At 50.0% G+C, this 24,650-nt stretch carries 19 protein-coding genes and 1 other RNA gene; 3 read left to right on the top strand and 17 right to left on the bottom strand.

The genetic code is table 11. The annotated features are described in order from the left end of the window. Positions 1 to 97: 97 nt before the first annotated feature. The 5 genes from trhA to secA2 all read right to left on the bottom strand — a co-directional run bounded on the left by trhA (position 98) and on the right by secA2 (position 8,745). Entirely contained in the window at positions 98 to 769 is a 672-nt protein-coding gene (gene trhA, locus KNP86_RS03880) for a PAQR family membrane homeostasis protein TrhA (RefSeq protein ID WP_034778486.1), read from the bottom strand. 95 nt (positions 770 to 864) lie between these two features. Then, positions 865 to 2,307: a carbon starvation CstA family protein gene (locus tag KNP86_RS03875; RefSeq protein WP_034778488.1), complete on the bottom strand. Its 1,443-nt coding sequence runs from the start codon at positions 2,305 to 2,307 to the stop codon at positions 865 to 867. Between the two features lie 209 nt (positions 2,308 to 2,516). Further along, a complete protein-coding gene (locus KNP86_RS03870) occupies positions 2,517 to 5,261 on the bottom strand; it encodes a bifunctional 2',3'-cyclic-nucleotide 2'-phosphodiesterase/3'-nucleotidase (protein WP_214752966.1) in 2,745 nt (914 codons plus the stop codon). Between the two features lie 291 nt (positions 5,262 to 5,552). Beyond that, positions 5,553 to 6,374: an SLAP domain-containing protein gene (locus KNP86_RS03865; RefSeq protein ID WP_034778490.1), complete on the bottom strand. Its 822-nt coding sequence runs from the start codon at positions 6,372 to 6,374 to the stop codon at positions 5,553 to 5,555. Position 6,375: 1 nt separating this feature from the next. After that, positions 6,376 to 8,745, bottom strand: a complete 2,370-nt coding sequence (gene secA2, locus KNP86_RS03860) for an accessory Sec system translocase SecA2 (RefSeq protein ID WP_214752964.1) — start codon at positions 8,743 to 8,745, stop codon at positions 6,376 to 6,378. A 236-nt stretch (positions 8,746 to 8,981) separates the two neighbouring features. Here secA2 and KNP86_RS03855 point away from each other — a divergent pair, with 236 nt between their 5' ends. Both KNP86_RS03855 and KNP86_RS03850 read left to right on the top strand, forming a co-directional pair. Continuing rightward, positions 8,982 to 10,277 (top strand): Y-family DNA polymerase, encoded by a 1,296-nt coding sequence (locus KNP86_RS03855; RefSeq protein ID WP_214752962.1) that lies wholly within the window; start codon positions 8,982 to 8,984, stop codon positions 10,275 to 10,277. Further along, positions 10,274 to 10,603 carry a YolD-like family protein gene (locus tag KNP86_RS03850; RefSeq protein WP_214752960.1) on the top strand — a complete coding sequence of 110 codons (330 nt, stop codon included), beginning with the start codon at positions 10,274 to 10,276 and terminating at the stop codon, positions 10,601 to 10,603. The genes KNP86_RS03855 and KNP86_RS03850 overlap by 4 nt, the downstream gene beginning before the upstream one ends. Here the strand turns inward: KNP86_RS03850 and KNP86_RS03845 are convergent. After that, positions 10,600 to 12,156, bottom strand: coding sequence for a SulP family inorganic anion transporter (locus KNP86_RS03845; protein WP_214752958.1), 1,557 nt, complete (start codon positions 12,154 to 12,156; stop codon positions 10,600 to 10,602). The two genes, KNP86_RS03850 and KNP86_RS03845, sit on opposite strands and share 4 nt — an antisense overlap. A gap of 132 nt (positions 12,157 to 12,288) precedes the next feature. Then, the gene (locus KNP86_RS03840) at positions 12,289 to 13,701 is read right to left on the bottom strand and encodes an NAD-dependent epimerase/dehydratase family protein (RefSeq protein WP_214752956.1); all 1,413 of its coding nucleotides are present in this window, start codon (positions 13,699 to 13,701) and stop codon (positions 12,289 to 12,291) included. Between the two features lie 139 nt (positions 13,702 to 13,840). Between KNP86_RS03840 and KNP86_RS03835 the strand changes: the two genes are divergently transcribed. Continuing rightward, a complete protein-coding gene (locus KNP86_RS03835) occupies positions 13,841 to 14,032 on the top strand; it encodes a hypothetical protein (RefSeq protein WP_214752954.1) in 192 nt (63 codons plus the stop codon). A gap of 48 nt (positions 14,033 to 14,080) precedes the next feature. On the opposite strand, the gene KNP86_RS03830 is transcribed toward KNP86_RS03835, so the two are convergent. The 10 genes from KNP86_RS03830 to rnr form a co-directional block, all read right to left on the bottom strand. Next, positions 14,081 to 14,728, bottom strand: coding sequence for a type IV pilus modification PilV family protein (locus KNP86_RS03830; RefSeq protein WP_214752952.1), 648 nt, complete (start codon positions 14,726 to 14,728; stop codon positions 14,081 to 14,083). Then, the gene (locus tag KNP86_RS03825) at positions 14,725 to 15,204 is read right to left on the bottom strand and encodes a GNAT family N-acetyltransferase (protein WP_214752950.1); all 480 of its coding nucleotides are present in this window, start codon (positions 15,202 to 15,204) and stop codon (positions 14,725 to 14,727) included. Before KNP86_RS03825 ends, KNP86_RS03830 begins: the two co-directional genes overlap by 4 nt. A 185-nt stretch (positions 15,205 to 15,389) precedes the next feature. Beyond that, positions 15,390 to 16,262: an HNH endonuclease gene (locus KNP86_RS03820; RefSeq protein ID WP_214752948.1), complete on the bottom strand. Its 873-nt coding sequence runs from the start codon at positions 16,260 to 16,262 to the stop codon at positions 15,390 to 15,392. A 128-nt stretch (positions 16,263 to 16,390) separates the two neighbouring features. Further along, on the bottom strand, positions 16,391 to 18,925 hold the full coding sequence (locus KNP86_RS03815) for a DEAD/DEAH box helicase (protein ID WP_214752946.1): 2,535 nt from the start codon (positions 18,923 to 18,925) through the stop codon (positions 16,391 to 16,393). A gap of 7 nt (positions 18,926 to 18,932) precedes the next feature. Continuing rightward, positions 18,933 to 19,856 carry a HamA C-terminal domain-containing protein gene (locus KNP86_RS03810; RefSeq protein WP_214752944.1) on the bottom strand — a complete coding sequence of 308 codons (924 nt, stop codon included), beginning with the start codon at positions 19,854 to 19,856 and terminating at the stop codon, positions 18,933 to 18,935. Between the two features lie 178 nt (positions 19,857 to 20,034). Continuing rightward, positions 20,035 to 20,196: a hypothetical protein gene (locus KNP86_RS03805; protein WP_214752942.1), complete on the bottom strand. Its 162-nt coding sequence runs from the start codon at positions 20,194 to 20,196 to the stop codon at positions 20,035 to 20,037. Next, positions 20,168 to 21,211, bottom strand: a complete 1,044-nt coding sequence (locus KNP86_RS03800) for a hypothetical protein (protein ID WP_214752940.1) — start codon at positions 21,209 to 21,211, stop codon at positions 20,168 to 20,170. Before KNP86_RS03800 ends, KNP86_RS03805 begins: the two co-directional genes overlap by 29 nt. Positions 21,212 to 21,309: 98 nt before the next feature. Then, positions 21,310 to 21,665: a transfer-messenger RNA gene (gene ssrA / locus KNP86_RS03795) on the bottom strand. Between the two features lie 49 nt (positions 21,666 to 21,714). After that, on the bottom strand, positions 21,715 to 22,185 hold the full coding sequence (gene smpB / locus KNP86_RS03790) for an SsrA-binding protein SmpB (protein ID WP_029595066.1): 471 nt from the start codon (positions 22,183 to 22,185) through the stop codon (positions 21,715 to 21,717). Positions 22,186 to 22,234: 49 nt separating this feature from the next. Next, the gene (rnr, locus tag KNP86_RS03785; protein ID WP_214752938.1) at positions 22,235 to 24,637 is read right to left on the bottom strand and encodes a ribonuclease R; all 2,403 of its coding nucleotides are present in this window, start codon (positions 24,635 to 24,637) and stop codon (positions 22,235 to 22,237) included. Between the last annotated feature and the right edge of the window lie 13 nt (positions 24,638 to 24,650).

The raw sequence follows: 24,650 nt of genomic DNA, 5'->3' as shown, positions 1-24,650 counted from the left end.
ACATACAAACGTCCATCCGTCTGTAATTTTGTAATCGTTTTCACCGATTCATTTCCTTAGATTTAGAAAAAAACAGACGCCCCGTGGGACGTCTATTTTACAGGCTCGTATTCGGTGCCACATAGAGCAAAATACTGAGGAAAACGAGCACACTTCCAGCTAGGACGAACATATGCCAAATCGCATGGTTGAACGGCAGTTTCTGCCACATGTAAAAGACGATCCCGACCGAATAGGCGATCCCTCCGGCGAGGAGCAACATGAACCCGTTATGTCCGATGGATTCATACAGCGGGCGCACGACGATGATACAAATCCAGCCGAGCGCGAGATACGTCACGTTCGATACCCACATGTACTTCCCAGTCGAGAACAGCTTCCAAATGATACCGAGAATCGCGACGCCCCAGACGATCCCGAACAACATCCAGCCGAGCTTCCCGTGGAGTGACACGAGCGCGAACGGCGTATAGCTACCCGCAATCAAGAAGTAGATCCCGGCATGGTCGAACACTTGGAGCACGCGCTTCGCCCGTGGATGCGGAATCGCATGCATGAGCGTCGAGAAGAGGTACAGTAAAATCATCGATACCCCGAACACGCTCACGGCGATGACGTTCCACGTGCTCCCCGTCTCGGTCGCCGTGTTCACGAGCAAGACGAGCGCGACGATGCTGAAGATGACCCCGAGGCCATGGGTGATGGCGCTCGCAATCTCTTCCCCGAGCGTGTCGGCATGGAGCATGTCTTTTAGCTTCTCTTGATCCATTCAGGTCCCACCTTTCAAATCTATTCCTCTAGTATGGTCATTTCCCGATTTTGTTGCAAACAAAAACATGGGCCGAAGCGACCCATGTCTGTGGATTATGCGACTTCCTTCACCGGGACGTCACATTCCATATTTTGTGCCCGCATCGCTTTGGCGCGCATGTGGAACAAGACGAGCAGCGTGATCGTCCCAATCGTGGCGATGACGTACGGGATGACCCCATCCATCTTGAAGCCGATCGGTGCCGTCAAGATATAGAACCAGACCGCATACAACATGAACGTGCCCGGGATGAGCGCGATATAGTGGTTTCGCCCTTTGATGTAGAGGTACATCGCCCCGACGAACAAGGCGATGACAGCCGTCGTCTGGTTGGCCCAGTTGAAGTATTGCCAGAGCATCTGGAAGTCCATGTTCGTGAGCACGTATGAGATCGCGAAGAGCGGGAGCGCGATCCACAGGCGTGACGAGAACTTCTTCTGCGCGACTTTCATATAGTCGGCGATGATCATCCGAGCGCTACGGAACGCCGTGTCGCCTGACGTGATCGGCAAGACGATGACGCCGAGGATGGCGAGTGTGCCGCCGATGCTGCCGAGCATGAGCGTCGCCACTTCTTGGACGACAAGTGCCGGCGTACCCGTTTGAATCAATCCGAGCAATTCGCCTGGCTCGAAGATGGCCATGGCGGCCCCGGCCCAAATCATGGCGATGACCGCCTCGACAATCATCATGCCGTAGAAGATTTCACGGCCGTTGCTCTCTTTCATCGTCGTCCGCGAGATGATCGGCGACTGCGTGGCGTGGAAGCCTGAGAGCGCCCCACACGAGATCGTGAAGAAGAGGAGCGGCCAAATCGGCAAGCCGTCCGGATGCATGTTCGTGAGTGTCATCTCTGGAATCTTGTAGCCCTGTGCGAACAGGCTGACGGCGATCCCGATGGCGCTAATCATGAGGAGCGCCCCGAAGAACGGGTAGATGCGCCCAATGATCTTATCGACCGGGAGCAATGTCGCCAAGATGTAGTAGGCGAACACGGCGAAGATGACGATCGTGAGCGTCGTCGCGTTGCCGTCGAACAAGTTGTTGATCATGTTACTCGGCGACGTGACGAACACCGTCCCGACCAAGAGCAAAAGAAGCAGGGCAAACCCGTTGACGACGTGGCGGAGCGAGCGGCCGAGGAACTTCTCGGCGAGTTGCGGCAAGTGCGCCCCGTTGTTCCGTAGCGAAATCATGCCCGTCAAATAGTCATGCACCGCTCCAGCAAAAATCGATCCGAAGACGATCCACAGGAACGCGACCGGTCCGTAGAGCGCCCCCATGATCGGTCCGAAAATCGGGCCGACCCCGGCGATGTTCAACAGTTGAATCATCGAGTTCCGTTTTTTCCCCATCGGCACGTAGTCGATGCCGTCCTGTGACGCGTAGGCAGGTGTCGTCCGCTCTTCCTTGATGCCGAACGTCTTCTCGACGTAGCTGCCGTACACTTTGTACCCGACGAATAGGATCGCCAAGGCGATAAAGAATGTAATCATGTGTGCTGTCCCCTTTTGAACGTATGTAGCCGGTCCCCACCGGCCCCGAAAAAATGAATCCCGTTGTTTTACACATATAATGTAAACGCTTACGTGATTGATTATACAGCAGTTCCCCTTTTTTCGTAAGAGGTTTCGTTCACTTTTTTGACACTTTTTCGAGCGCGAAAAAACGGCGCCCTGTTGGGACGCCGTCTCGGTTGAATCGCTTATTTCAATGCGAACTTCGCTTGTTTCGCACCTGCGCCTGTGTAGTCGCTCGCGATGACCGCGTAGCTTCCTTTAGCAAGGCCTTTTTTGAATGTGAACGTATACGTTCCGGCCCAGCTCGCTTTCACTTTGGCGACTTGTTTGCCTTTCGCGTCTTTCAAGACGACGACGGCACCCGGTGTCGTTTTCCCGATGAGCGCTTTCGTTCCGACCTTCACGCCTTTCGTGTTCTTCGGTGTCGCGATGGCCGCTTTCTTGAACGTGAACGCCTTCGCTTTGACGACTTTTCCGGTCACATCTTTAGCGATGACTTCATAGTCCCCGTAGATGAAGCCGGCGCGTTTCGTGAATTCGAACGATCCGTTTTTGTCCGACGTCGCGTAGGCGATCGTCTTGCCGTCACGTTTGAGCGTCAACTTCGTCTCCGGCGTCACTTTCCCAGAAATGACGTTCGTGTTGGCGTACGTCAACTTCGAGGCGAGGGCCGGTGTGCCGACGAAGCCAGCTCCGACGACTTTCGTTTCCGTCACGGTCTCCCCATCGAGTTCAGAGACGATGGTAAGTGACTGACGAAGTTTGAGCGGTTTCGTCACGAGCGTATACGCGCCGTCTTTGTCCGCTTTCGCTGTCGCGAGCACTTTGTCACCGTCTTTCAACGTGACCGTCGCGTTCGGTGTCGTCGTACCGGTCACTGCTTTCGCACCCGGTTTGATCGTGTTCACCGTGAGAGCAATCTCAACTGCCGCTTGATCGAGCTCGATCGTGTACGTGCGGAACAAGCGGTTCGCCGCGTCCGGACGTGTCGTCTCGGTCGCTTCGATGCCTTCATACAAGTCGACGTACTGTTTGCCGGCGTCGGCCGTCTCGAATTTCGCGATTCGTTTCGCATCGGCGACGATCTTCCAGTTGTCGTCTGCTTTGTAGTCGACGCTGCCTGCGCTGTTGACGATATAGTCCGAGATCACGTTCCGTGTCTCGTAAGCCGAACGGTAGACGATGTTCTTCCCACCACCGAGACCCGGGAACGACGTCGAGCCGGCCCGATAGTTGTTCGTCGCGACGAGGAACTCCTGGTCGAGCGTGATCGGTTTGCCGTTATACTCGACGTTCTTGACGCGGTTCGCCTTGTCGTTGATCAACTTCCCGCCCGCATCGAACTTGGCTGGACCCGTGACATCGATCTCATACGTGAGGCCGTCAAGGATATCGAAGTTATAACTGCGGAACTCCAAGTTGAGCAACTCGTCGTTCTCGTCTGAGACTTGTTTGTACGCCCCGGCTGACATCTCGAGCCAGTCCATCACGTCCGCGCCCGTCACTTTGACGACTTCGAGCGTGTTCGGATAGACGTACAAGTCGGCCACGTTTTTCAATGCGATCGAGCCTTTCGGAATGTTCGTGTAATAGCTGGCGTCCGTCAATTGACGGTTACCAGCTTTGAACGGTGCTCCGGCCGAGAGAAGCGGGAGTTCTTTATACGCCGCGAGTTCCGGGTTTGTCGCGAGTTCTTTCTCGACGTACCATTTCTGCGCGTTCGTCACGAACTGGACCGACGAATCGTCACGGACGAGCGCGAAGTAGCTTTGGATATCGTCTTGAATCTCCCCGACCGAACGATTGATGTATTCGATCGTCGCCTTATGCTCCGTATCGATGAGCGCCTGAATCGTCGCATCGACCGGTGTGTCGGCCGTGACCGTATCGAGTTTCGCGTTCGCATCGAGTACTTGCCATTTGCCATCGACGAGCTCGAGGTCGAGGTCGATGACCCCGAGGTCTTTCCCTTGGTTGTTCGCCATGACGACCGGCTTGCCGTTGATCGTCCCTTTATCCATGTTCACGTTCGGGAACGTGGCGAACATGCCTTTCGCGTCCGGGAAGCGGCCGTGTTGGTGACCGGTCATGACCATGTCGAGCCCTTCGATTTTCGTGAGCGCGTAGCCGACGTTCTCTTCCCCGTCTTCTTGTTGATCGGCGAGCTTCGCACTTTCCCCGATGCCTGAGTGCGCGAGCGCGACAACGACGTCCGCGCCTTGCTCTTTCAATTTCGCGACCGCCTCACGTGCCGACGGGATGATATCATCCGCTGTCACCTTGCCTTGGAGGTTGCTTGAGTCCCACGACATGATTTTCGGCGGTACGACCCCGAAGACACCGACTTTGATCGTGTGCGTCTCGCCGTCCGCGTCGACGACTTGGCGTTCGATGATTTGGACTTCTTGTCCGTCCTCGTTATATTTCGAGACGATCTGCTCACCCGACAAGTCTTTCACGTTTGAGTTGACGAAGCGGAGCTTGCCTTTTGAGCCTTGCATCGCGTCATACAAGAATTGGAGTCCGAAGTTGAACTCGTGGTTCCCGAGTGTGACCGCATCGAACTCGAGCGCCGACATCGCTTTGTACATCGGATGTTCGAACGTGCCCGGTGTTTGTTGATGCTGTTCACGGACGTAATCCCCGAACGGCGTCCCTTGAATCGTATCCCCGTTATCGAATAGGAACGTGTTCGGTTTGCCGGCTTCCATGCGATGTTGCTGAATCAACGTCGCCACTTTCGTCAAGCCGATCGTGTTGTCGATCTTGTCCTGGAAGTAGTCGTAGTTCGTGATGTTCGTATGTAAGTCGGTCGTCTCCAAGAAGCGCAGTTTGACGACGTCCTCGTCTTCCGCTGCTGCGTGTTGGAGCGGGATGAGCGTTGGGACGATGAGCGACGTAGCAATGGCCATCTTCGTAAATTTAGACATGATTTTTCTCCCCATTCATGTGGTGTGCATTGCGGACTAAATATACCATAGCCGGACTCTCATTTTAATGAATCCTATGTCCTATTTCCTTAAAAATTTGGTAAAGAAAGGTCTGATTGCAGACGACTTTCCGAGAACATGGAAAAGGTATGAAACGGTATGATTTACCGGAACAGACGACTTCACTTCAAGCGATTTTTTAGCCCGACTTGTTCAGAGGCTAGACTTCACACAAGTAGTCTGTTGGACCTAAAAAACCATCCCCGACGCGTGTCAGGGATGGTCATTTCGTCATGAACGGATGCGAATCGAGATCGGTCCGTCGCTGTCTCCTTCCGGCCGCTTGAAGCGGACGTGGAGCGGATAATCATGTTTCGGTAAAATCGGTTCGTTGAGCGTTGCGTCGGCTCGGCCGACGACCTCGTCCCGCTGCATCAACTCGAGCGGGAGGCGCGGGATTTGGAGCGCCTGTCCCGGGTACCCGTTCCGGACGAGGAGCGAGGCACCGATTTCCGTGTCGGTCACGTCGAGATGGACGAGCAACAGATCAAACTGCCCTTCGGCGACCGGACGGCTGAGGACGTTCATCCGCTTCAGGCGATGCCACGCCACGTCAGGGAACGCGTCCCGTTCGCCGTCGGAGATGTCTTGGAGCGGTGCCGTCGGGTTCATTTGGAAGGCGAGTTGGAGCGATTCGGTGTCGAGAGCGTCGACATCGGTGAACAGTTCCTCCTCGAAGAAGTCGAGATAGACGGGCTTACTCGTCATCGCCTCGAACGACGGCAAATCCATCCGGCTCAGCATCTTTTGGCCGAGCGGTTCGCGGCGTTCGTTCAACAAGAGCACCGGGATCTCGTCGAGCGAGAACTCGGTCGCGACCGTGTTGCGGAACAAGGCGACCACGGACAGACCGCCCGGGTTCTTCGTCGCACTGAGCAGCTCGATCGACAACTGGTTGTCCGCGAGCGGCGGCAACGTCGTCGCATGATAGCGGAACACGTACTCATCTTCTTTCGAGATGTCCATCCCTTCATCGAACACGAGGCGGAGCGCCCGCTCGTCGTCTTGGCGGATGATCGTCTCGACTTTCTTTCGTTTCAACAGTCCGAACATGTCACAGCCCCTCCTCTTCCCGTTGCGCAAAGTATAAATCTAGCTGGCACAGTTGAATCGTCACGTCGCGGGCGATATCGAGATACGTCTCTTGGAAAATCTCGAGCCCTTCCTTGCCGAACTGACGGCTCGGGTCTTCCTGGCCGTAGCTGCGGAGCCCGATGCCTTCCTTCAAGGCGTTCATCGTCGTCAAATGGTTCGTCCAGCGAATATCAAGGTGGCTGAGCAGTTGTTGCCGCGCGAAGGCGATGACTTCTGGGTAGCCCTCGATCCGCTGTTCTGCCGTCGCGACGATGCCGTCGATCCATGGCGCGACCGCTTGTTTCAACTCTTCTTTGTCCCCGACCGTGTCATCCCACGTCGGCGCCTGTTGCGTCAAATAGAGATAGTCCTCGATGAGCGCGTCCGTCGCCCACTCTTCCGGGACGAGGTCGGCCGCGATATGACGGTCGAGCGTCTCGTTGAGCGCGAGGCGCATCATCGCGAGCACGTTGTTCAAGATGGCCGTCGCATTGGCGTCGACCGCCTCATCGCGAATCGTATAGATGATGCGGCGCTGCTCGTTCAAGACGTCGTCGAGCTTGAACATGTAGTCACGGACCGACACGCCGACGCCTTCAATCGTCGTCTGGGCGTATTCGATGATGTCGCCCGCTTCTTTATGGCGGACTTCCCCATGTTCGTCCGGCGTCAGTTTGTGCTCGACACGTTTCAACCGCTCGGCGGCGTACCGCTTGACGAGATCATCCTCGAGCGAGACGAAGAAACGTGACATGCCCGGGTCGCCTTGACGTCCCGACCGTCCGCGGAGCTGATTGTCGACGCGGAGCGATTCGTGCCGTTCCGTCCCGATGACATACAAGCCGCCCCGTTCGCGCGCCGTCTCGTCTAAGACGATGTCGGTCCCGCGTCCGGCCATGTTCGTCGCGATCGTCACGTGACCGAGCCGTCCCGCCTCGGCGATAATCTCGGCTTCTTGGGCGACCGTCTTCGCGTTCAACAGTTCGTGCGCGATGCCTTGTCGCTCGAGCTGTTCACTGACGGCCTCCGACTGGGCGATCGAGGTCGTCCCGATCAAGATTGGCTGTCCCGTCGCGTGGATGGCCGCGACTTCTTGACCGACCGCCGCATATTTATGGGCAATCGTATCAAAGACGCGGTCCGGTAGGTCTTGGCGCTGCTTCGGCCGGTTCGTCGGCACTTGGACGACGTCCATCTGATACGTCTTCATGAACTCTTCGCGTGACGTCTGCGCCGTCCCGGTCATGCCGCCGAGGAGCGGGTACATCCGGAAGTAGTGTTGAATCGTGATCTCCGCCGTCGTCTTGTTCTCTTCGGTGATGTCGAGCTGTTCTTTCGCCTCGAGCGCCTGATGGAGGCCTTCCGACAAGCTCCGGCCTTCCATGACCCGACCCGTGAACAAGTCGATCAACTCGATTTTGCCTTCTTGGACGATATAGTCGACGTCCCGCTCGAACAACACGTTCGCCCGGAGCGCCTGCATCATGTAGTGATACAAGACGTGGTGCTCGGCGGAAAACAAGTTGTCGACCGAGAACAACGCCTCGATTTTCTCGATACCTTTGTCCGAGAACATGACGGCGCGCGCCTCGAGGTCGACCGTATAGTCGTCTTCCGTCAATTGGCCGAACACGGTTTGGGCGAGACGTTTCAAGCGGTCGTGCGACTCGTCCTTCTGGGCAATGATGAGCGGCGTCTTCGCCTCGTCGATCAAGACGCTGTCGACTTCATCGAGCAGCGCGAAATGGAACGGACGCTGGACCCGTTCTTCCGGCGAGCCGACCAAGTGGTCCCGAAGATAGTCGAACCCGAACTCGGTCCCGACCCCGTATGTAATGTCGGCCGCATACGCCGCCTGTTTGTCAGCAAGCTCCATCTCCGGGACGTTCAGTCCGACCGTGAGCCCAAGAAACGTATGAATCTTGCCGATCTGTTCGGCGTCACGCATCGCCAAATAGTCGTTTACCGTGATGACATGGACGCCTTTCCCTTCGAGCGCCTTGACGAACGCCGGGAGAGCCGCGACGAGCGTCTTCCCTTCCCCGGTCGGCATCTCGGCGATATTTCCTTCGAGCAGCGCGAGACCACCGATGAGCTGGACGTCATAGTGACGGAGCCCGATCGTCCGGACGGATGCCTCGCGGACGAGGGCGAACCCTTCCTCCGTGATGGCGCGGACGTCCGCACCGTCCGTGAGCCGCTGTTTCAGTTCGAGCGCGTACTGGCGAAGCGCCTCATCGTCTAAGGCGCGCATCGTCTCCTCGTACGCGTTGATGCGTTCGACTTGTTTCTTATAGGTTTTCAATCGTCGTGCCTGATCATTGGTCAATTGCTTCACAAAATCAATCACAGGATAGCCTCCATCGTCCGAAACCATATTTGTCTAGCTACCCTCTCATTATACCGGATTTTGTTTCCGCCTCGCTTTATTATTTCGGTAAATTCCAAAAAGATGGAATTTCATTCACCATCTATCCTTTTTTTAACTCTTTTCAAAATTTCTTTTCATTTTTCTATTTGAGACGGCGTGAGACCATGATACGATGAAAAAAACAGAACGTTTGTTCGTAAAAAGGAGAGGTGGCTATGCGACGTCGGATTTTTTGTATCGACAGCGTCTCGTTCTACGCCAGTTGCGAGTGCGCCGCCCGCAAGTTGAACCCGTACAAGACAAAGCTCGTCGTCTTATCGAACTTACAGGACCACGGCGCCCTCGTCCTCGCCGCGACGCCGCCGATGAAGCAGCTCGGCATCAAGACCGGGTCCCGGCGCTTTCACATCGACCGGTTGCCGTGGCATGAGCGACGGCACGTCATCTACGCCGAGGCCCGGATGAGCCACTATTTGAACGTGTCCGTCCAAATCGTCCACATCTTGCATCAGTTCGCACCCCCCGAGGCGATCCGTGTCTACTCGGTCGACGAGACGCTCGTCGACTTGACCGGGACGGAGCGGCTGTTTGGGAACGATGCGCACGTCGCCCGCCTCATCCGCTCGACCGTGTTCCGCTACACCGGCATCCCGGTCACAATCGGCATCGGACCGAACAACGTCCTCGCCAAGCTCGTCCTCGACCTGCATGGGAAGAAGACCGGCGTCGCCAGCTGTTTCCTCCACGACGTCGAGAAGTTGATCCACCCGGCCCCGATCGGCAAGATGTGGGGCGTCGGGGCGAAGATGGAAGTCCATCTCCGGCGGCTCGGCATCGAGACGATCGGTGACCTCGCCCGCTATCCGCTCGAGACGCTCCATGAGAAGTTCGGCGTCATCGGCGCCGAACTGTGGCATCACGCCTGGGGCATCGACGAATCGCCGACGATCCTCCCGCCGAGCTCCCTGTTCGGGGCGAAACGGCAACGGCCCCGGACGATTGGCCACGGCATCACGCTCATGAAGGACTATGCGACGTACGCGGCCATCCGGCTCGTCTTGCAGGCGATTGCCGTCGAGGTCGGCATGCGGACGCGACAGGCCGGTCTCGTCGGCGGGAGCGTCCATCTTGGTGTCCGTTACACCCGGACGAGCGAGCGGCGCGGGTTCAGCAAACAAAAAAAACTCGCCCGCTTCACAGCGGACGAGCGCGAGTTCTTGCCGGTATTGTTGACGCTCTTCCTCGACGCCTGGGACGAGACGGAGGCCGTCCGTTACGTCTCGGTCGCCCTCGGTAAGCTCGAGCCAAGGAGTGACCACGTTCAGCTCTCCTTCTTCGAGGACGAGTGGGCCCGGGCGCGCCGGTTCGACTTCCTCGACCTCGTCGATCGCTTGAACGTCCGCTTCGGGCGCGGCACGATCCGCCCAGCATCGAGTTTACTGAAAGACAGTCCGCTCCGGACGCGGCAACGCCTCATCGGCGGACATAAACAAGGAGGTGAATCGTCATGAGCCAGACCCGCTACAAAGACCGCGGTGAATTGAAATGGATCCCGTTCCTCATGCCCGAGCACGTGGCGCTGCTAAAGAAATATTACGCCCACGTCCAAAAAATCGAGCTGCCTGACTTGGATGAGCAGCTCCTCTACTTATGGCAGACCGAGCTCGAACGCGCCATCCGTGAAGGCGACGCCGTCGAGCTGACGCTGTTCGACAACGGCATGACCCATACGGTGCGCGGCTACGTCCACGCCATCTATTATGCCGAGCGTGAAGTCGAGCTGTTCGACACGGACGTGCTTCGCATCCCGTTCGGTCAGATTCTGTCCGTCCGTTAAGACGCGTCAATCGCTTCCTGCGTCGTCTCGAACGTGTCGACGTGGTCGAGCACGCCGTAATGCGTGAGCGTCTGGCGCACGGGTGCCGACAAGTGCGCGAAGACGACACGACGGTCGGCCGCTTTCAACTCGCGGACGACGCGGCGAATCTCTTCGACGGCCGTCACATCGATGACCGGACAGCGGTGGAAGTTGAAGATGAAGACGTCAGGCTCGTCATGGATATGATGCAACACGTGCTCGAACATCTCGATCGCCCCGAAGAAGAGCGGTCCTTCGACGCTGAAGACGACTTGACCGTCGCGCGTCACGTACCGTTCCGTCTGTTCGCGGACGTCGATCGTATCGGCCATCCGTTTCGCGAACAAGGCGAGCGCACAGATGACCCCGACCTCGACGGCGACGACGAGGTCGACGAACACGGTCAGCCCGAGCGTAATCAGCAGGACGAGCGATTCGGCCGACCGATGCTTGATCATCTCGAAGACGTGATGCCGCTCCGACATGTTCCAAGCGACGCGCATCAAGATTGGGGCGAGTGCGGCCAGCGGGACATAGCTCGCGAGCGGTGCCAATACGAGCACGGCGAGGAGCACCGTCAACCCGTGGATGACGCCGGAACGGCGGCTGACGGCCCCTGCTTGAATGTTCGTCGCCGTCCGGGCGATGGCGCCGGTCGCCGGGATCCCGCCGAAGAACGGGACGACGACGTTGGCGAGCCCTTGCCCGAACAGTTCCTTGTCCGGGTTCATCTTCGTACCGGCCATGCCGTCCGCGACCGCACCCGACAATAGCGACTCGAGCGCCCCGAGGAAGGCGATGGCGAATGCCGATGGCAACAGCGTCGCAATCAAATCGAGGTCGATCGCGAGCCAGTTGAACTCAGGCAGTCCGCTCGGGATGCCGCCATAGGCACTACCGATCGTCGCGACTTCCCCTGGGATGACAAGACTGACGAACGTCGGCACGAGCATCGCCATCAAGAGAAGCGGCAATTTTACAGGCAGTTTCGGTACGAGCCAGAGCGTCAAGAAACCGATGGCGGCAATGAAGACAGGCCATAAGCTCGCTTCATGTAACGACGTCACGAGCTTCAGTAAATTCTCGTGGAAGTGCGGCGCCTTTTGAAACGAGATGCCAAACAGTTCATCGAGCTGGTCGACGAAGATGACGACGGCGATCCCGGCCGTGAACCCGATTGTGACGGCGCGCGGCATGAAGCGGATGAGTCGTCCGACGCGGAGTACGCTCATGAGGAATAAGAGCAAGCCGGCGAGGAACGTCGTCACGAGCAATCCTTCATAGCCATGCGCGAGCATGACGCCCGAGACGATCGGGATGAAGGCGCCGGTCGGTCCTGCGATTTGGAACGTCGAGCCCCCGAACAGGCTGACGAGGATTCCAGCGATGATGGCCGTGTACAGGCCGTACACCGGTCCGACACCTGAGGCGATCGCAAACGCCATCGCGAGCGGCACGGCGACGACCCCGACGGTGATCCCGGCCGAGATGTCTTTTTGCCATCCTTGGCGTGATGTCATGAAGTTGTCCATTCTTGCATTCCTTCTTTCCATTATGTCGAAAACGAGTTCAGTGTACGCCTGTCCCTGCCCTTTGTAAACGATTCCGGCAAAACGTTAACATAATCGACAAAACAAAGACGCATCGCGATGGATGCGTCTTCGTTAATTCGTCGGTGCTTCGACGACTTGGTCGCCCTCGTCCGCATCTTCCCCAAGCAGACGGACGTGACGGCCGAACAGCCACATGACGACGAGGTGGGCTTTCGCCTGCGTCTTCGTATAGAACCACCACGGCAGCGCCGGCACGAACTCGTGGATGGCGACGAGCCCTTCTTCTGACTCCGGGAGCCGTCTGAACTCGAGCCGGCCTGTCTTGTCATCCTCACTCAACTTCGCGAACATGCCGCCGTCGATGGAATAGGACGCCATGTCGTCCGTCGCCTCGTCTTCGAGCGACAGATGGAGTGCGACGAGTGACGGACGGAGGAGCGCGATTTCCCAGTCATCGTCCTCTTTCGTCGTCTGGATGAGCGGATACGCGAGCCGGCCGAGCCACTCGAAATACGTGTCGGCCATCCATAGCGCCGACTTGTTCTCGGGCAGGCCGAACCGTTGAATCGAGCGGACCGTGTACTGTTGCGGCGCTTTTTTCTTCTTGCCGCCGCCTGACTTCTGTTTCTCTTCTTCCTCAAGTGCGTGCTCGACCGCTTCCTTGAACGGGATTTCTCCTTGTTTGACGCCGGTCGTGTCTTTCGCGACCATGGCGTGGCCCATGCTCTCGACGAGCGGATAGACCGTGTCTTTCGGTTCACCCGTCACGGCCATGACCCAGAGGCGGGACAGTTTGATCGTCGGGAACGGGAAGTCGATCATGACGCGACGTTTGCCCATGACGTCAGCCGTGTCTTCAATCATCTTGCGATACGTCATCACTTCCGGTCCACCGATATCGATATGATGGTCGTACAGCGCCTCGGCCCCAACGACCGAGATGAGCGCCTGGACCGCTTCGCGCAAATCGATCGGATGTGTCTCCGTCTTCGTCCAGTTCGGGAGAATCATGACCGGCAACCGTTTGACGAGCTTCGCGAGAATCGGGAACGATGAGCCTTCTGGACCGATGATGAGCCCGGCCCGAATCGTCGTCACCGGCACCCCTTGCCCGCCGAGAATCCGTTCGACTTCGAGCCGGCTCTTCAAGTGACGAGACAACGTCTTCGACTCTTTCGGAATGATGCCGCTCAAGTAGACGATTTGTTCGATGTCGTTCGCTTTTGTCGCACGGGCGAAGTTGTCGGCGATGAGCGCGTCCATGTCTTCGAACGTCGCCTGCGTCAATCCGCCGTCCGGAATCATCGAGTGGACGAGGAACATGGCGTAGTCCGCCCCCTCGCACGCCTCACGTGTCTGTTCATACGAGAATAAATCGCACGACCGCCACGTGATGTGGTCCTCGTTTTCCTTGTTTTTCGTTGAGCGGGACAAGGCGATGATGTCATATTCTTCTTTTAGATGGTCCATCACGTTCGAGCCGATATAGCCGCTCGCGCCCGCGATGACGATGGTTTTTCGCATAGTGGTCACTCTCCCCTTTATTTGCACATAGAGGTACTGTACCCGTCTTGGACTGAGATTAAATCAGTCTCACGCCCTACAGTATGTACTGGAAAATATATGTAAACTAGACTCAACTACAGGCAGAGGAGGAATGGCTATGGGGTTTTGGTATTTCTTGATGCTAGTGATCGGTGGAGGGCTCGTAATTCGCGGCTTATTCAAAAAGAACACGAACGGACTGATACGGTTCGGCAGCCTCGTCATCGGCGGTCTGTTAATCGCACTCGGCTTGTTCATGTTCCGAGACGGAAGTGATGCGATTGTGGCGGATTTGTTTAACTTGTGGTGACGATAAACTGAACAAAAACACTTCCTGCGCGCAGAAAGTGTTTTTTTATTAGAACGATAGAATTAACGGGGTCCCGTCATTGAGAATTTCTCCGTTTTTAGCGATATAGTCGACATGAACTTCCGCACGGCGTAACATGTCGCTCTCTTGTAGCGCCGCCATCCAAGTCCGAACGAGTGCCTCGTCTCCTGATGCTGGCTCCCGATGAATCGTCACCAAGATTGTCGGTACGACGTCGGCTGTTTTATAGGCGAGCGGGTTCGCCGCCGAGGCGTCGAGTTGTCGCACGGCTACTTCATCGTAAAAAACGTCGTACGTGACGTCGTGACCAAACGCCGTCATGACCGAATCTTCGATGGCATCCGTCACGTCGTCTTCCCATTTCGATGCGAGAAACGTGTCGACGACTTCCCCTGTCGTCTCATCCGCATAGACGAAAAACTCGGTCCCAGTCACGGAATCAACTGCAGTCGCCGCATATTCGAACGGGAAATTTCCCATGTTGTCGAACGTGACCTCTGTCGTCAATTCGGCATTGTCGAAACGCTCCGCTACATACGGCTCAGCGAGTTGGATTGCTTTTGCTTCTTCATCGGGATCTGACTGCATCGACTGATTGAACATAAAAGCGAGTCCTCCCATCCCTACGGCAAGCACCCCAATCGCAATTAATGTCCATTTCCAAAAGCGCCTCACTTCGACACCTCTCCCAAACGCTTATTCATCGCAATCGAAGCTTGTTGGAATCCGAGGCGTGCATAAAGTCGCTGAGCATCCGGATTTGAGCCAAATACACTCAGCCCAATCGAAGTCGCCCCAAGTTCGTGCGCTGTAATCGTCTCAAGTAGTTGCAATGCCGCCGTCGCATATCCGCGTCCGCGATAGGCTTCGTGCATCCAAACATGATAAATGTAGACACGTTTTGATTCTACCTGAAAGGCGTACCATAAAATCCCGACTCGCGTCGCACCGTCCATCACATGGACGACTGTTTGTTCCTCAGTCGGTTGATTGTCTGGAAACAGGCTACGAATCAATTGCGTCGACTCTTCTTGCGCCAGTGCAGCAGGTAATTGATAATTGCGGGCGACGTCGTTCGCATAATCATCAATCAACCACGTCAAATAAGAAGTAAGTTCTCTTTCGTCCATCTTTTCAAAATGAATATTCATCATTGTTCCCCTCACAATCTTCTTCCCTTCAGTTTATCATACAATTTATGGGAAAATTATCGGATTAAATACTCATCCAATCTCTGTATCCTTTTGGACGTGTTCTGAAAAAGATGTATGTAAAAAGGAATAATCAAAAAAATAAAATGAATCGAACCTTACTCATCAGGTTCGACTCATTTTAATTACTTCGGCATCCAATTGGCTTCAAACCCATTTTGCACCGCATAGTCATACAGGTGAATTAATTTCGTCTCTTTGTATGTCTCCATCTGCTCTGCCACTCGCAACTCATGGTTTCGTTCCACGAGCGCGTAAAGATAATCAACCTTCGCCATCCGATTGTTCTTGCTCGTATTACAAGTCGGACAAGCGAGGACAAAATTCCATAGAACATCATTCTGTATGTAAGACCACGGGATAAAATGGTCGACGTGAATCTGTTTGAGCGGCTTCATGCAATAAAAACAGACGGAATGACCGTGACTCAGTAAAATCTGTTTGAACTCGTCGAGCGATTGACGAGCCGAGACGAATTCGATTTTGTTCAAGATTCGCTCCATCGCTTCGCGTGTATTGTATTTTTCCAGAAAGACGGCGAGTTGATAATTCGTAACATTCATCAATACCCGTTTATATTTCTCAAAAAAGATGACGTAGCTCGGCACAAGTTTGACCCACTCTTCTTTCCGATTGAATGAATAGACGGTCCCCTCGAACGAGGCATAGAACGATCCGTACACGTACTTCTTATAGAACTGATTCACGTTTCGAATCAATTGTTGTTGCTGCTGAACCGGCAGACGATCAAAGTTCCAAGTGGACGGAATTTCATGTGTCGCTTGAAACGTGAGCATCGTTTTTTCGACCGAGCTCAATTTCTCAAGTTGATTCACTTGTCGCAATCCGTGTTTCACAATCAAATTCCAATACATCTTCGTCACGTGTCTTGAAATTTGCTCGAACGTCACTACACCGGAATCACTTAGTTCGGTCGTGCATTCGAGCAACGCCTTCATAAGCATATGCTTGTACGTCGTCGTATGTGTCGCATTCATTAAAAATTGTTGTATGGAGCGCCACAAATCTACTTATGTTAAATAAATGACCTTCAGCTACAAGCATCTCTTACTCTCGACTCACAATCTTTTACACGGTTTTAATAATTTTTCTTTTATTTTTTTAATTAAATGATTAAATCAATTTGTTTTCTATCCCAATAATTTAAAACGCTCTTATTCTTTATTAAAAATTGCTTCAATTCTATTTTTCTTGTAGGCCCAGAAAGATTTTTTTTAAAAGTTGGTGTTTTAAGTTGTTTTGTCACTCTTATAGCAAGCTCCCTATTCAAACCTAATTCAATTAACTCTCTTTCAAATAAACTAAATACACCCGTCTCCATAAAATATAGAATGTTATTTTCTTCACCATTTATATCAACCAGTGGTTTTAGGATAGTTGGTAAATTATATTGGACGTATTTGTTTACATCATCTAATGTAGTTTCAATATCCTCATTAGTGATTTCCTGTTTCCAAGAAATTATTTCATTTAAAGATTTACCTTGACTCCATGATTGAGCTTTAACAATCAATCTATAGAAGAATGTTCGATTCGTTAAGGGACTAGTTTTAAAATATTTATAAAACTGTATAGGACAATGTTTTTCCAAGAAGATTAAGCATTCGAATATCTTCCTCACGTATTCTTTATCAAAGGGTGTTGTTGGTATATTTGGAAACCTATTTCTTAAGTTTAATTCATGCAGTCTTGTAAGGGTCAACGGATCCCAATAACGATTAGAAGCGAGGGTGTGAATGTCTAAAGACAATCGGCTCATTGAGTCTTTAACACTATTTAAAACCGAAGGCGTCAAAAAAATTCCAACTTTCTGCAATATTTCATCAGATTCTTCCCCATATTTTATAACCATCTGTCTTATATAAATAATTATATCTTTATCAGGTATTGATTTTTCAACTTCTAAATTATTTATTAAAATGCTATTTAATTTTTTTTCGTTTCTTTTAAATCTAGTTTGATAACTAGGTTCAATAGTCCTTGTAGGGTTCACTGCAGGATTAATAGACTTTTCAAGAAACATTTCTTCGTCAAGAATAATTGTTCTTCCAAGAAAATCCTGCATCAATCTCCCTGCTCTCCCTCTCAAATTTCCAAATTCATATCCTGTTAAAGTTGGATTACTATGGTTGTTACTTCGTTTCGTGTACAAATTTGGATTTCTAGTAATAATGTTTTTAGCAGGGAGGTTTACCCCTTGTATTAACGTAGTGGTACACACTAAGTTACGAATATTAAATTCCTTGAAGGCAATCTCAATTACGTTTCTTAAATGAAGGGGCATTTTACCATGATGATATCCCACACCTTTTTTAACAGTTGTAACCAATTCATAATTAGGATGAATTGTTTCACTAATATAGTCAGAAAGTGAATCTACAGATTCATTTTTTTCTATATTTGACTTCTCTTCTGTTAATAACTTTGCAATTTTTGATGATTGCTTGGAAGTAGGTGAGAAAATGATTGTACCGGATTGATCACTATTCAAATTGTTTATTAAGTTGTTTACTAATTCAATTATGTTTTTATTGTAATTTTGTTTTCCAAATAAATTTTGTTTTATAAAAGTGTTTTCAAGCTCTAATTCGTGAACATCATTGACAACATAATTATATTGCTTCAATTTTAATTTTTTTTCGAAGTATGAAAATGAATAAGTCATATTTAACACAGGTGGTAATTCTGTAGTAATACTTATAGAATTTTCTCCAAACAATTTCTTAGTTAAGTCAGAAATATTATTTATTCTTGGGCCACTAATAATCATTTTTTTAGGTTTAAAATCATGTAATAAAGTCAGAATCGATTCGTGTAATCTTTTAGCCCTTTCATCCTCTTCCAAATGTGCTCTCTCAATATTTTGAATTTCATCAAAGATGGCAATATCTAAGTCATTCAAATTTATACTGTTACTGTTTATTCCCGACATTAAACGCTCTTGAGTTAGTATGTATATATTTTTAGACAAAAAATCGTTACTTTCTATCGGAATAAAATGATGAATGTCACAATCATCAATACTGAAATTTTTAAGTGCTTTTCTAAAATCATTTGATAATTGATTAATTAAACTTATAGTTGGTACTACAAATAAGAAATTTCTATTCTCGTTTAAAAGTGATTGAATGACTTTATTTACTAAGATATAGCTTTTACCTGCAGATGTTGGTGCTGAAACCCCCAAAAAATTGTACTTATCAATACTATCCCATAATTTTTTTTGGAAGTTAGATAAAATCAAATTTTTGCCCTCCGTTAAAGACACCTCAGCTTTATGAAGATTTGAAGAAAAATACAAATCATCAATCACACTACCCGTACTTTCAAAACTCTCATCCTTACTTAACATTTTCGTTACAGGTATCAAACCAATTCTTGCTAGTAATCTTGTTAAATAACTAGGTAATGCATCCCATTCAGAATTTTTATGCTCCCAAATCAGCGCACAAATTAATAAGCATCTTTGCTTAGCATCTTCGTTCAAATAATCTCTAGATAGTTTCTCAGCAATGTTTAAAGCTTCAACTGCCTCAGAAGTCTTTAAATGAGGGGGATTTTTAATTGCGCCAATTTTAAATGCAAATTTTTTTAAATCGTGCTCCAATAATCTATTAATTATATAAATTTCTTTTTCCATAGTCACTTCACCCTCTCAACTTCTCTGTGAATTTTTCGATAAGATTCTCTAAATCCTTTACTGGAAAGATAATATAATGAATTCTTGATAATAAATGTGTAGGAATACCTTTGAATGCTTTTGATGTCATGATGTTTGTTGTTCCTTTTTGAATATCATCAATCATAGACTGTAGAGCTGTGTCTCTCGTAGACAGATCAATATCAGATTTAAAATCATAAGAGACAATACATACCATGTGAACTTCATAATTTCCAGAAAAACTACCTTCTTTGTAGTTTTCGGCTATCTCCTCAAAATCTTTTGAAATAAAATCATCATAGACATATAAATTTAATTCTTCTCGATGACGAATATAATGTTTATTTATCATATCTTTAGTAGCATCTTTAAGAGCCTCTTTTAAACCAGAAGCAGAATTATTTCTGTTATAGGTTTTTGCTTCAGCTAAATAAATTAGATATTTATCATTTTCTTTCGCTATATGTATAGCATCTGCACCATTTCTCTCAAGTTCCGGATTTGTCGTAATTGCCATTTTTCTTAAAAGAGGAACAGCATTATAGTAATATTGCAATAAATTAAATATTAAAAGTTCAGAAAATTGCCCTTGCAATGAAGACTTTCTAAACTTACTTTTTGAATGTTGAAATAATTTGGAATATGCTGCCGAAATATTTCTTCCGGTTTTAAATTTTTTAATTAATTTCTCTTGCTTTGTTGAAGAATACACATATTCAATAATTGTATATATTAATTCATTTAAAAATTCATCTCTCATTTCAAGTAAATCAGCATAATTAATACAAGTTCCAATATGTAAATTGCCATTAGTAATAGAAAAATCATTCTTATAAACATACATAGTATTTAACAATTTCTCTAAATCTGTAATAAGCTCTTCATACTCATTTCCAGCTAAATTATTCATTAACTCTCCTCCAATATAAGTTGTAAAAAGTAATCATTATCCTTATTATACTTATTTGAATTTTATTTTGGTTTTATATTACTTAATTTTCAAAAAAATATATTCAATATATTATACAAAAAAAGAGTGATAAACACTTTATTAAGCGTCTATCACTCTTTTAAATTTGAGTTTTCAGTTATTTAATAATTAATAACTCTTTATCATGAAGCTCTTTCTTGGCTGGTTGAGTATTATTAATTTTTGCATTTTTAAATCCAGCTTCTTGTAACTTTTTAAGGAATGTTTTCTTTTGATCTAAACTAATGCCGTTAGAAGTTTGAACGAATTTTTTTTGCAATTGAATCAAGCCCCCATTCTGATTGGTCACTAATATTTAAACGTTTTTCAATAAGATTATTATTATTTAGAAAGTTCTTAAAAGAAAATAATATATGTTCTTCTAAATCACTAACTTCATTTTGATTCTTTGAATTTTCAATACGGTATACAATTAGGTACAGTTTTTTTTCACCTGTATAAGACTCAACTATATAAGTTAAATATCTTCTATCGTCTTTGTCTTTACTATTACCCGAATATCCAAAACTATAAGCAGTACTAATTTGAAAAAACTCAAAACTTAATATAGCTTTAGCAATTCCTAATCTTTTTTTTGAGCTAGGTCTTTTAACACCAATAACATTGTATAAATCGTCCTCTAATGAAATATCTAAGTGCTTTGTTAAATTTTCTTCCACAATACTTAAAAGTGCTAAATGTTCTTCCTTAGGAATAAATGAGTGATTTTTAACTTGAGAAATTTTAGAAAGAAAATACTCTTGGGCTCTTGAAGAATCTGAAAATATGATTAGTTTCTTCAAGCTTTTATCCACTATTTTTAAATCAGTTTTTTGAAAAGAATAGTAACTTTGAATTATGGCATTAATATCATGATTTTCTTCTGTGTAACCATTCTGATATTCTATCTTTATTTTATTTTTAAATGATGAAGAAGACAATGAATAAGAATATGTTTGCACACCAATAACCTGTTTTTCAAAATTTACAAACTTTTCGAAAATTTTATTATAACGTTCATCACTTTCGAATTTGGCTAATCTATCATAAGAAGATAACAATCCAACTATATTATTCTTTATGTCTTCTCTTAAGTCATTTATTTCTGAGTTTTTCAAATCTATCATAAAACTTAAAATAGTAGCAATTACTAAAATAACGGTAATTAAAATAAAGTTCAAATTTGATAAACCACTATATTTACTTAGAAAAAAGGATAGGAATGCCCAAACGAATGAAAGAATAGCAAGTGAATATCCAACAATTTTAGTTTTACCTATATTTTTTTCTTTCATCACTTCACCTCTAATGGAGTTATTATTTATACATATATCTATTTTGTTTTTAAAAATTAATTAGAAAAGACCTTTGAAGTCCAAAGGTCTTTTCTAATTAATGGAGACGGCGGGAGTCGAACCCGCGTCCGAAGGCATCGTAACGCATGCTTCTACGTGTATAGTTTATCTATTGAATCTCAATGTGACACTGCCGATAAACAGGCGTTGTCGCATCCAGTCTGATTCATCTCTTCTTCGCGCCCTCAGACGGCGAGGTTGAAGCGTAGCTTGCTTAGTTTGAGACCCTGAAAGTCATCCACACAAGCGATGGATGTCAGGATCCGCAGGGCACTTAGGCTGCTGCGAGTTGTGTGTTAGTTTTGCCAGTTATAGGCGTTTGCGTTTTAACGAGGCCGACCCCTCGACACGCCACATACGACCGACCTACCCCCGTCGAATCCATAACGTCCCCGAGGTGGTAATTGGTACTACAACAACTATACCACAATCAGGTCTCGCTGTCAGTATTTTTGCCGGTCCCGGAGTGCCCGGTCGACGTCACGCTTCGCGTCTTTCTTCTTCAAGTCGTCGCGCTTGTCATACTTCTTCTTCCCGCGCCCGATGCCGAGGAGACATTTGGCGAAGCCGTTCTTGAGATACACTTTGAGCGGGATGATCGTATACCCGTCACGCCCTTGCGCGCCGATGAGCTGATTGATTTGCTTCTTATGCAACAATAGCTTTCGGACACGAAGCGGCTCGTGGTTGAACCGGTTCCCTTGCTCGAACGGGCTGATATGACAGTTATGAAGCGTCGCCTCGCCACCATCAAAGCGGACATACGCGTCGGCGATGTTGATCTTTGACTGGCGCACCGATTTAATCTCGGTCCCCGTCAACACCATGCCGGCTTCAATCGTATCTTCGATCGCATAATCGAAGGACGCTTTTCGGTTTTGCGCGAGCGCGTTCGAATCTTTCTTCTTGGCCATAGACATTCAGTCCTTTACTTCAATATAGAGGAGGGGTCGCCCCCTCCCGTCAGCGACGCTTCTTCGCTCCGCGTTTGGCGTCGCCTTTACGTTTTTGACCGTCTTTCTTCTTCAAGTCGAGCGCCGACCGTCCTTGCGACGACTTCGGCTTCTCGCCTGGTTTCGACGGTTTCCCGGCTTGGCCCGGTTTCCCTGGTTTGCCCGGCTTGCCGCGCTTCGGACGTTTGTCGTCACGGCCGCGGCCTTTTTTGTCATCCTTCTTCGGACGACCTTCCGTCGCTTTAATCGTCGTCGGTTGGCGACGGCGCGACTGTTCCCGCTTCGGCATGCCGACGACGGTGAAGTCGATCGTGCGCTCGTCCAAGTTGACGGCGTCGACCTTGACGCGCACCGCGTCACCGATTCGGAACTGACGTTTCGTCCGCTCGCCGAGCAACATGAGCTGCGACTCGTCGAAGTGGTAGTAGTCATCCATCGACTGGAGACGAACGAGTCCTTCGATCGTGTTCGGAAGCTCGATAAACATCCCGAAGTTCGTGACACCGCTGACGACGCCATCGAACTCTTCACCGAGACGTGATTCCATGTACTCGGCTTTCTTCAAGGCTTGCGTCTCACGTTCGGCATCGACCGAACGACGCTCGCGTTTCGACGCCTGTTCGGCGATCGAACCGAGACGGTCCTCGTACTTGGCGATCGTCTTCTCTGACACGTCGCCGTTGAAAGCATACGTGCGCATGAGACGGTGGACGATCAAGTCCGGGTATCGACGAATCGGTGACGTGAAGTGCGTATAGAAGTCGGTCGCCAGGCCGAAGTGACCGAGCGAGACATCGTCGTACTTCGCCTGTTGCATCGAACGGAGCATGATCGTGCTGATGACCGGCTCTTCCGGTTCACCCGAGATCGCCTTCAAAATCTTCTGAAGCGTCTTCGGTTCGACCTTCTGGCCTTTGAACCGCTCGATATGCACGCCGAAGTTCGCGACGAAGTCGAAGAAGAAATCGAGCTTGTCCGATTTCGGGTTATCGTGCACACGATAGATGAACGGCACGTCCATCTTGTGGAAGTGTTCGGCGACCGTCTCGTTGGCCGCGAGCATGAACTCCTCGATCAACTTCTCGGCGACCGAGCGCGGACGCAAGACGATATCGGCCGGTTTGCCTTCCTCGTCGACGACGACTTTCGCCTCGGCGAAATCGAAGTTGATGGCACCGCGCGAGTTACGGCGCTTGCGGAGCACTTCCGCGAGTTCGGCCATGAGGTCGAACAACGGGATATACGGCTCGTAGCGTTCGAGCGTCGCTTCGTCATCGCGTTCGATGATCTCGCGGACGTTCATATACGTCATCCGCTCCGTCGTCTTGATGACACTCGGGAACAGCTCATGGTGGACGACCTTCCCGTTTTGCGGGGAGATCTCCATGACGCAGCTGAGCGTCAACCGGTTGACGTGCGGGTTGAGTGAACAAATCCCGTTCGAGAGACGGTGCGGCAACATCGGGATGACGCGGTCGACGAGATACACACTCGTCCCCCGTTCGAACGCCTCGACGTCGAGCGGTGACCCTTCCGTCACGTAATGTGACACGTCGGCGATGTGGACGCCGAGCTCATAGTTACCGTTGTCGAGTTTCTTGACGTGGACGGCATCGTCCAAGTCTTTCGCGTCTTCGCCATCAATCGTGAAGATCGTCTCGTTACGAAGGTCGACGCGGCCCATGAAGTCTTTCTCGTCGGCCTCGTCCGGTACGGCGTTCGCCTGGTCGATGACATCTTCCGGGAACTCCGTCGGGATGCCGTGCTTATAGACGATCGACAAGATGTCGACGCCTGGGTCGTTCTTGTGTCCGATGATGCGGACGACGTCACACGCTCCGGCGAAACGTCCGTCCGGATATTTCGTGATGCGGACGACGACTTTATGGCCATCGACGGCACCGAGCGATTTGTCCGGGTTGACGACCGGCCAGAAGTTGATGCGCTTGTCGTCCGGCTCGATGAAGGCGAACTGGTCGAGGCGTCCGCTCGGGAGCGTATACGTCCCGACGAACTCCGACAAGCCACGCTTCAAGACTTTGAGGAGCACGCCCTCGGTCTTGCCGCGGTTGTCCTCACGTTTTTTGACGAGAATCGTGTCCCCGTGGTAGACGTCTTTTAATTGGTCGGGCGGAAGGAACACGTCCTCCGTCTCCCCTTCGACCGACAAGAAGCCGAAGCCGCGTTGGTGAATCGAGATGATTCCCGCTGCTTGGCCGAGCACGGCGAGCGTCCCGTAACGGTTCGTCCGGGTGCGGCCGATTAAGCCCTCTTCTTCGAGGGTGTTCAAGGTGCGGATGAGCTCTTTAAAGGCATCCGTCGACTCGAGCGCAAGACGCTCGGTCAATTGGTCCACCGTCAGTGCTTTGTCACTGGCTTGGATGATTTCTAGTAGTTGGTCACGTAAATTCAACGTGACACCTCCT

It is taken from the genome of Exiguobacterium sp. s16, assembly GCF_018618115.1.
GTDB lineage: Bacteria > Bacillota > Bacilli > Exiguobacteriales > Exiguobacteriaceae > Exiguobacterium > Exiguobacterium mexicanum_A.
Note: the sequence above shows the minus strand (reverse complement) of the source record. Positions and strands in the feature narration are given on the sequence as shown.

Excerpts from the sequence above, each read along its gene's own strand:
- trhA (WP_034778486.1), bottom strand. The coding sequence starts at position 769 with ATGGATCAAGAGAAGCTAAAAGACATGCTCCATGCCGACACGCTCGGG.
- KNP86_RS03875 (WP_034778488.1), bottom strand. The coding sequence starts at position 2,307 with ATGATTACATTCTTTATCGCCTTGGCGATCCTATTCGTCGGGTACAAA.
- KNP86_RS03870 (WP_214752966.1), bottom strand. The coding sequence starts at position 5,261 with ATGTCTAAATTTACGAAGATGGCCATTGCTACGTCGCTCATCGTCCCA.
- KNP86_RS03865 (WP_034778490.1), bottom strand. The coding sequence starts at position 6,374 with ATGTTCGGACTGTTGAAACGAAAGAAAGTCGAGACGATCATCCGCCAA.
- KNP86_RS03855 (WP_214752962.1), top strand. The coding sequence starts at position 8,982 with ATGCGACGTCGGATTTTTTGTATCGACAGCGTCTCGTTCTACGCCAGT.
- KNP86_RS03850 (WP_214752960.1), top strand. The coding sequence starts at position 10,274 with ATGAGCCAGACCCGCTACAAAGACCGCGGTGAATTGAAATGGATCCCG.
- KNP86_RS03845 (WP_214752958.1), bottom strand. The coding sequence starts at position 12,156 with ATGGACAACTTCATGACATCACGCCAAGGATGGCAAAAAGACATCTCG.
- KNP86_RS03840 (WP_214752956.1), bottom strand. The coding sequence starts at position 13,701 with ATGCGAAAAACCATCGTCATCGCGGGCGCGAGCGGCTATATCGGCTCG.
- KNP86_RS03835 (WP_214752954.1), top strand. The coding sequence starts at position 13,841 with ATGGGGTTTTGGTATTTCTTGATGCTAGTGATCGGTGGAGGGCTCGTA.
- KNP86_RS03825 (WP_214752950.1), bottom strand. The coding sequence starts at position 15,204 with ATGAATATTCATTTTGAAAAGATGGACGAAAGAGAACTTACTTCTTAT.
- KNP86_RS03820 (WP_214752948.1), bottom strand. The coding sequence starts at position 16,262 with ATGAATGCGACACATACGACGACGTACAAGCATATGCTTATGAAGGCG.
- KNP86_RS03815 (WP_214752946.1), bottom strand. The coding sequence starts at position 18,925 with ATGGAAAAAGAAATTTATATAATTAATAGATTATTGGAGCACGATTTA.
- KNP86_RS03810 (WP_214752944.1), bottom strand. The coding sequence starts at position 19,856 with ATGAATAATTTAGCTGGAAATGAGTATGAAGAGCTTATTACAGATTTA.
- KNP86_RS03800 (WP_214752940.1), bottom strand. The coding sequence starts at position 21,211 with ATGAAAGAAAAAAATATAGGTAAAACTAAAATTGTTGGATATTCACTT.
- smpB (WP_029595066.1), bottom strand. The coding sequence starts at position 22,185 with ATGGCCAAGAAGAAAGATTCGAACGCGCTCGCGCAAAACCGAAAAGCG.